At 71.2% G+C, this 6,381-nt stretch carries 9 protein-coding genes; 5 read left to right on the forward strand and 4 right to left on the reverse strand.

What is annotated here, in order from left to right:
* Window positions 1-34 precede the first annotated feature (34 nt).
* A complete protein-coding gene (locus P3W75_RS10595) occupies window positions 35-1,216 on the forward strand; it encodes an N-acetylmuramoyl-L-alanine amidase (protein ID WP_276227336.1) in 1,182 nt (393 codons plus the stop codon).
* A 161-nt stretch (window positions 1,217-1,377) separates the two neighbouring features.
* On the opposite strand, the gene P3W75_RS10600 is transcribed toward P3W75_RS10595, so the two are convergent.
* The gene (locus P3W75_RS10600) at window positions 1,378-1,782 is read right to left on the reverse strand and encodes a hypothetical protein (protein ID WP_276227337.1); all 405 of its coding nucleotides are present in this window, start codon (window positions 1,780-1,782) and stop codon (window positions 1,378-1,380) included.
* A 119-nt stretch (window positions 1,783-1,901) separates the two neighbouring features.
* Between P3W75_RS10600 and dksA the strand changes: the two genes are divergently transcribed.
* From dksA to P3W75_RS10615, 3 genes are read left to right on the forward strand one after another with little or no spacing between them, the layout of a single operon-like run.
* Window positions 1,902-2,330, forward strand: a complete 429-nt coding sequence (gene dksA / locus P3W75_RS10605) for an RNA polymerase-binding protein DksA (protein WP_276227338.1) — start codon at window positions 1,902-1,904, stop codon at window positions 2,328-2,330.
* A 26-nt stretch (window positions 2,331-2,356) separates the two neighbouring features.
* Window positions 2,357-3,559 (forward strand): zinc metallochaperone GTPase ZigA, encoded by a 1,203-nt coding sequence (gene zigA / locus P3W75_RS10610; RefSeq protein ID WP_276227339.1) that lies wholly within the window; start codon window positions 2,357-2,359, stop codon window positions 3,557-3,559.
* The gene (locus tag P3W75_RS10615) at window positions 3,559-4,176 is read left to right on the forward strand and encodes a DUF1826 domain-containing protein (protein WP_276227340.1); all 618 of its coding nucleotides are present in this window, start codon (window positions 3,559-3,561) and stop codon (window positions 4,174-4,176) included. The genes zigA and P3W75_RS10615 overlap by 1 nt, the downstream gene beginning before the upstream one ends.
* Here P3W75_RS10615 and P3W75_RS10620 read toward each other — a convergent pair.
* On the reverse strand, window positions 4,173-4,628 hold the full coding sequence (locus P3W75_RS10620; RefSeq protein WP_276227341.1) for a GNAT family N-acetyltransferase: 456 nt from the start codon (window positions 4,626-4,628) through the stop codon (window positions 4,173-4,175). The genes P3W75_RS10615 and P3W75_RS10620 overlap by 4 nt on opposite strands.
* Before the next feature lie 55 nt (window positions 4,629-4,683).
* Window positions 4,684-5,601, reverse strand: coding sequence for a LysR family transcriptional regulator (locus tag P3W75_RS10625; protein ID WP_276227342.1), 918 nt, complete (start codon window positions 5,599-5,601; stop codon window positions 4,684-4,686).
* Window positions 5,602-5,699: 98 nt separating this feature from the next.
* On the opposite strand from P3W75_RS10625, the gene P3W75_RS10630 reads away from it, so the two are divergent.
* A complete protein-coding gene (locus P3W75_RS10630) occupies window positions 5,700-5,981 on the forward strand; it encodes a DUF2218 domain-containing protein (protein ID WP_276227343.1) in 282 nt (93 codons plus the stop codon).
* 46 nt (window positions 5,982-6,027) lie between these two features.
* Here the strand turns inward: P3W75_RS10630 and P3W75_RS10635 are convergent.
* Window positions 6,028-6,381 (reverse strand): RcnB family protein (locus tag P3W75_RS10635; protein WP_276227344.1); only part of this gene is annotated, 354 nt, incomplete at its 5' end.

Here is a 6,381-nt window from a genome sequence, read left to right on the forward strand (position 1 = left end):
TGCTTCCCGATCCTTCCTGCAAGCGCCCCGCACCATGAATCGACGCCGCCTGCTGCAAAGCCTGCTCGCCAGCGCCGCCTGGCTCCCCGCCTTCAACGTCTTCGCCGGCCCGCGCCTGCTCGCCGCGCGCAGCGAGGCCACGGCCCAGGGGCTGCGCCTGGTGCTCGACCTCAGCGGGCCGTTCCACTACCGCACCTTCACGCTGGCGGCGCCGGAGCGCCTGGTGGTCGACCTGGAGGGCGCCGAGCCGCCCGCATCACTGCTCTCCCCCGCCCCCGCCGGCCCCTTGCGCGGGCTGCGCAGCGGGCGCCTGGCGAACGGCGGCACGCGCCTGGTGCTCGACCTCGCCGAGCCGGTACAGCTCGACGCCTTCGCCCTGCCCCCGGCGGCCGGCAAGGGCCATCGCCTGGTACTCGACCTGCGCCCGCAGCGTGCGCTGGCCGTGGCGGCGCCGGCGGCCAAGGCCGTGAGCAGGGGCCGCGACATCCTTGTGGTGGTCGACGCCGGCCATGGCGGCAAGGACCCCGGCGCCCTGGGCTCGCGCGGCGAACGGGAGAAGGACGTGGCGCTGCTGGTGGCGCAGAACCTGGCGCAGCGCATCGACCGCCAGGGCGGCTTCAAGGCGCGGCTGGTGCGCAACGTCGACGTGTTCATTCCGCTGCGCCAGCGGGTGGAAGTGGCGCGGCGCTGCAACGCCGACATGTTCGTCTCGGTGCACGCCGACGCGGCGCCGCGCCGCACGGCCTCGGGCGCCTCGGTGTTCGCCCTCTCCGAGCACGGCGCCACCTCGACCCTGGCGCGCTTCATGGCCGAGCGCGAGAACGGCGCCGACCTGATCGGCGCGACCGGCAACCTGCCGCTGCAGGGCAGGGACCCGGCGCTGGCCAAGGTGATCCTCGACATGTCGCTGAGCTCGACCATCGCCTCCAGCCTGGACCTGGGCCACAGCGTGCTGCGCAGCCTCGGCGGCATCACCCGGCTGCACCAGGAGCGCGTCGACCAGGCTGGCTTCGCGGTGCTCAAGTCGCCGGACATCCCGTCGATCCTAGTGGAGACCGGCTTCATCTCCAACGACGCCGACTGCCGCCGCCTGCACGACGCGCGGCACCAGCAGGCGCTGGCCGGGGCGATCTTCGACGGCCTGCACGGCTACTTCCGCCAGCGCCCGCCGCCGGGCAGCCTGCTGGCGGCGCTGCGCGAGCAGGGCAAGGCGTAGGGCGTACAACCCTCAGGTCAGGCGGCGGATAACGTCGAACGTTATCCGCCCTACACCCAGCCCACCCTCGGCGTAGGGCGAATAACCGTTCGCGGTTATCCGCCGACTCACCGATGCCGCCATCCGCGTCGATACCAGGCCGGGGAGCCCTTTCGCGGGCCCTAGCGCAGCTGCTGGCTGCACCCGCTGACCCGCCCGCAGGTGAGCTTCGCCTGGCCGCCGCTGGAGCTGCTGAAGCGGCTGATGTGGGTCCAGCCGATGCCGCGGCTGGAGCCTATCCACACCTGGCCGTCGCTGCTCACGCCGCTGAAGAAGGTGCGCTGGCCATAGCGCGTGCCGGTCTGCGCCCAGCTCTGCCCGCTGGCGGCGTCGAAGCCGCGCAGGTAGGTGTCGTGGCCGAGGGTGGCGACGCTGTAGTGGCTGCCGTCGCGGTCCATGCACGCCAGCACGTTGGCCAGCCAGGCGCAGGCCGCCGGCGGCAGGCCGGGGAACGCCAGCGGCGGCTGGCCCTCGGCGCGCGCCAGGGGCGCCAGGAGCAGGCAGAGGATCAGGGCGGCGGCTTTCATCGGGGGCTCGCTTGGCGGGGAAGGCTATCTATCGCACGCCGCCGTCGGGCGGGAAAGCGGATTGTCGAAATGGCAATGTTATATTATAACAATTAGATTCGACAGTTCCGGAGGTCGCCATGAGCCAATCCCACGCGTTGCTCGGTTGCGAGCGAGAACTGCTGGCGCAACCCGCCAGCGCCTACATGAACGAGGCCCAGCAGGACTTCTTCCGCGCCCTGCTGCTGCGCCAGCGCGAGGAGCTGCAGGCGCGCATCGACGGCGAATTCGGCGAGCTGCGCGAAGTCGAGCGGCCCAGCGACGAGGCCGACCTGGCCAGCCGCGAGGAGCAGCGCCAGTGGCAGCTGCGCCTGCTGGAGCGCGAGAAGAAGCTGCTGGACAAGATCGACGAAGCCCTCGAGCGCCTGGCGCGCGGCGACTACGGCTGGTGCGCGGAAACCGGCGAGGCGATCGGCCTGCGCCGCCTGCTGCTGCGCCCGACCGCCAGCCTCAGCGTCGAGGCCAAGGAACGCCAGGAGCGCCGCGAGCAGCACCTGCGCGACGCCTGAACCCCCAGAAGAAAGAGACCGCCCCCGTGAACCAACGCCTTCCCGTCACCGTCCTTTCCGGCTTCCTCGGCGCCGGCAAGAGCACCCTGCTCAACCAGCTGCTGAAGAACCGCGAGCACCGCCGGGTGGCGGTGATCGTCAACGACATGAGCGAGATCAACATCGACGGCGCCGAGGTGCAGCGCGACGTCAGCCTCAACCGCGGCGAAGAGAAGCTGGTGGAGATGAGCAACGGCTGCATCTGCTGCACCCTGCGCGAGGACCTGCTGGAGGAAGTCGCGCGGCTTGCCGCCGAGGGCCGCTTCGACTACCTGCTGATCGAGTCCACCGGCATCGCCGAGCCGCTGCCGGTGGCCGAGACCTTCACCTTCCGCGACGAACAGGGCCGCAGCCTGTCCGACCTGGCGCGGCTGGACACCCTGGTGACGGTGGTCGACGGCCTCAACTTCCTGCGCGACTTCCACGGCGCCGAGAGCCTGGCCAGCCGTGGCGAAAGCCTCGGCGAGGACGACGAGCGCTCGATCGCCGACCTGCTGGTGGACCAGGTGGAGTTCGCCGACGTGATCCTGCTGAGCAAGACCGACCTGATCTCCAGCGCCGAGCGCGAGGAGCTGCTGGCGATCCTGCGTGGCCTCAACCCCGACGCCGACATTCGCCCGATGGTCATGGGCCAGGTGCCGCTGGAGTGGATTCTCGACACCGGCCGCTTCGACTTCGAGCGCGCCGCGCGGGCGCCGGGCTGGCTCAAGGAGCTGCGCGGCGAGCACGTGCCGGAAACCGAGGAGTACGGCATCGCCTCCGGCGCCTACCGCGCGCGCCGGCCGTTCCATCCGCAACGCTTCCACGAGTTCCTCGCCGCGCCCTGGAGTAATGGCCGGTTGCTGCGCTCCAAGGGCTTCTTCTGGCTGGCCAGCCGTTATCGCGAGGCGGGCAGCTGGTCCCAGGCCGGCGGCCTGATGCGCCACGGCCTGGCCGGGCGCTGGTGGCGCTTCGTGCCGCGCGAGCAGTGGCCGCAGGATGAAGACGGGTTGGGCGAGGTCATGCGCCACTGGAGCGCCGAGGCCGGTGACTGCCGCCAGGAGCTGGTGTTCATCGGCCAGGGCATCGACTTCCAGCGGCTTGAAAGCGAGCTCGACGCCTGCCTGCTGGACGACGCCGAATTCGCCGCCGGGCCCCAGGCCTGGGCGCACCTGGCCGACCCGTTCGAGGCCTGGACGGAGGACGTCTGATGCTCGCTGTGCAGTCGCTCCCGGCGCCGCGCCAGGTGTTCGGCGAGGACCCGCAGGTGCTCGCCGAGGTGCTGCGCGACGGCGTCAACCTGGCGGTCTGGCAACGCCAGCTGTACCCGGAAGTGGCGGCCTTCGCCGCCAGCCTGTTGCAGGGCGAGGCGCTCTACAGCCAGCAGGTGAGCCTGGAGCTGGACGCCGCCGGACGCGCGCCGCAGTTGCACGGTCTGTTCCCTGGTTCGCCCGACGGCCGGCTGTTCGTCAACGACCTGGCCTGGCTGGTGGAGGCCTTCGCCTGCCTGACCGGCGCGCGCCAGGTGGGCCTGCGCCTGCGCGCGCTGGAGCGGGCCATGTGCCCGCGCTTCCACGTCGATCACCTGGCGTTGCGCCTGGTCACCAGCTACGCCGGTTGCGCCAGCGAATGGCTGGAGGAAGGCGCCCTGCCCCGCTCCGCCCTGGGCGAAGCCGAGCCGCCGTGCGTGCACAGCCTGGAGGTGGGCGACGTGGGGCTGTTCAAGGGCGAGAAATGGGGCGGCAATGAGGGCGCCGGTATCGTCCACCGCTCGCCCTGCCCGGCGCCGGGCAGCCGGCGCCTGCTGCTGACCCTGGACTGGCTCTAGGCCGGACGGCGCATGTCGATGTGCGGGATGTCGTCTTCCAGGTACACCTCGCCTTCGGCGGCGAAGCCGTAGCGGCCGTAGTAGCCCTGCAGGTGCGCCTGCGCCGAGAGGTACACCGGGTGGCCCGGCCAGCGCCGCGCGGCTTCGTCCAGGGCGCGTTCCATCAGCTGGTGGCCGAGCCCCCGGCCGCGCCCGGCGGCGGCGGTGATGACGCGGCCGATGACCACCTCGCCGGCGTGCGTCGCCGGGTCGAGCAGGCGCAGGTAGGCCAGCAGCTGGCCGCCTTCGTGGGCCATGAGGTGGCAGGTGTCGCCGGCCAGGTCCTGGTTGTCGACGTCCTGGTAGGGGCAGTTCTGCTCCACTACGAACACCTCGCAGCGCAGGCGCAGGATGGCGTACAGCGTCTCCTTGCTCAGTTCGCTGTGGTGTTGGCAGCTCCAGGTCAGGTCCATGGTCGTTCGCTCCGGCAGGCTCTATGAATCGCCCATCCTCTCACGCCCGCGCGCTTCACACAGCCGCCGGCGCGCGCACCGGCGCCAGGGCGCCGAGGTGGCGGCGCAGCGCGTCGAGGGCCACGCGCACCTTGGCCGGCTGGGCGTCGCGGCGCGGGGTCACGGCGTAGATGCCGTAGCCCGGCAGGCTCCAGCCCGGCAGCAGGCGCAATAGCCGGCCCTCCTCCAATGCGTCGCGCACCTCCGGTTCCGGTTGCAGGGAAACTCCCAGGCCGTCGAGGGTGAACTGACGCACGGCGAGCATGCTGTTGGCCGCCACCCGCGGCTCCAGGCGCAGGCGGCAGCTGGTGCCGTCGGGGGCGTCGAACTGCAGCGGCTGGCCCTGGCCGCGGGTGTTCAGCGCCAGCCAGTCGACGTGCATCAGGCGTTCGGGATGCTCGATGGCGCCGCAGCGGCGCAGGTAGGCCGGGGCCACGCAGACCACGTTGTTCCAGTCGGCCAGGTGTCGCGCCACCAGGCTGGAGTCGGCCAGGTTGCCGACGCGGATGGCCAGGTCGATGCGCTGCTCGATCAGGTCGATCTGCTCGTCGTGGAAGAACAGCTGTAGACGCAGCTGGCGGTGGTTCTCCAGCAGCGGGCGCAAGGCCTCGGTGATCAACCTGCCGGAGAAGCCCACCGGCGCTGCCAGGCGCAGCTCGCCGACCGGCGCCTCGCGCCATTCGCCCAGGCGCTGCTCGGCCTCCTCGGCGATCGCCAGCATCTGCGCGCAGCTGCGGTAGAAGACTTCGCCGGCCTCGGTCAGGGTCAGCTTGCGGGTGGTGCGGTGCAGCAGCGTGACCTGGGCCTGGGCCTCCAGCTTGCGGATCTGCTGGCTGACCGCCGAAGGGCTCATGTCCAGGGCTTCGGCGGCGGCGGCCATGGAGCCGCGGGCGACCACGGTGGCGAACACCGCCATGCCTCGGAGGTTGTCCATTGTGAAGCTCCGCTTAACAGTGAAAGGCACGATAGCCGGTTTTTCCCGTGCGTTCCCGCGCCTAGCATGCGAAGCGTCGCAAAAGAGAGGATGAAACCATGCCGACTTCCCGTGCCGAGGTGGCCACTCCCGATGGCGCCCGCTACCTCAAGCGCCTGTGCAATCACTTCGCCCACAAGCTGCCGGTGGAGCTGACCGAGGACAGCGGCGTGCTGCGCTTCGACTTCGGCACCTGCCGCCTGCGCGCCGACGCCAGCGCGCTGCACATGCAGGCCGAGGCGGAAGACGCCGAAAGCCTGGCGCGCCTGCAACAGGTGGTGGTCAGCCACCTCGACCGTTTCGCCTGGAAGGAAGGCCAGCTGCCGGTGGCCTGGAGCTGAGCCCCGCCCTCCTCGCGCGACCGCCCCGGCCCTCCGCCCCGCCGCCTCAGCGCTGGCCGCTGATGATCTGCTGGATCAGCCCGCTGGCCAGTTCGATCAGCAGGTAGTCGCCGTCCACCTGCTGCCACTGGTAGCCGTAGTTCGGCGGCGGTAGCTGGCGCGCGCGCCAGTCCTCGACGTAGTAGCGGCGCTCGCGGTAGTCCGGCGGCAGGTACTGCCCGGTCTGCCAGTGACGGCGCTCGGCCTCCTGGCGGCGCATGGCGTCTTCCCATTGGCGCTGCCGCTGCTCCTGCTCGCGGCGGTTCGCCTCCTCCCACTGGCGCTGGCGCTCCTCGGCCTGGCGGCGCTGGTCTTCCTGCCACTGACGCTGGTGTTCGGCCTGCTGGCGCTGTTCTTCCTG

This window comes from Pseudomonas citronellolis (assembly GCF_029335315.1).
In the GTDB taxonomy this organism is placed as follows: domain Bacteria; phylum Pseudomonadota; class Gammaproteobacteria; order Pseudomonadales; family Pseudomonadaceae; genus Pseudomonas; species Pseudomonas citronellolis_A.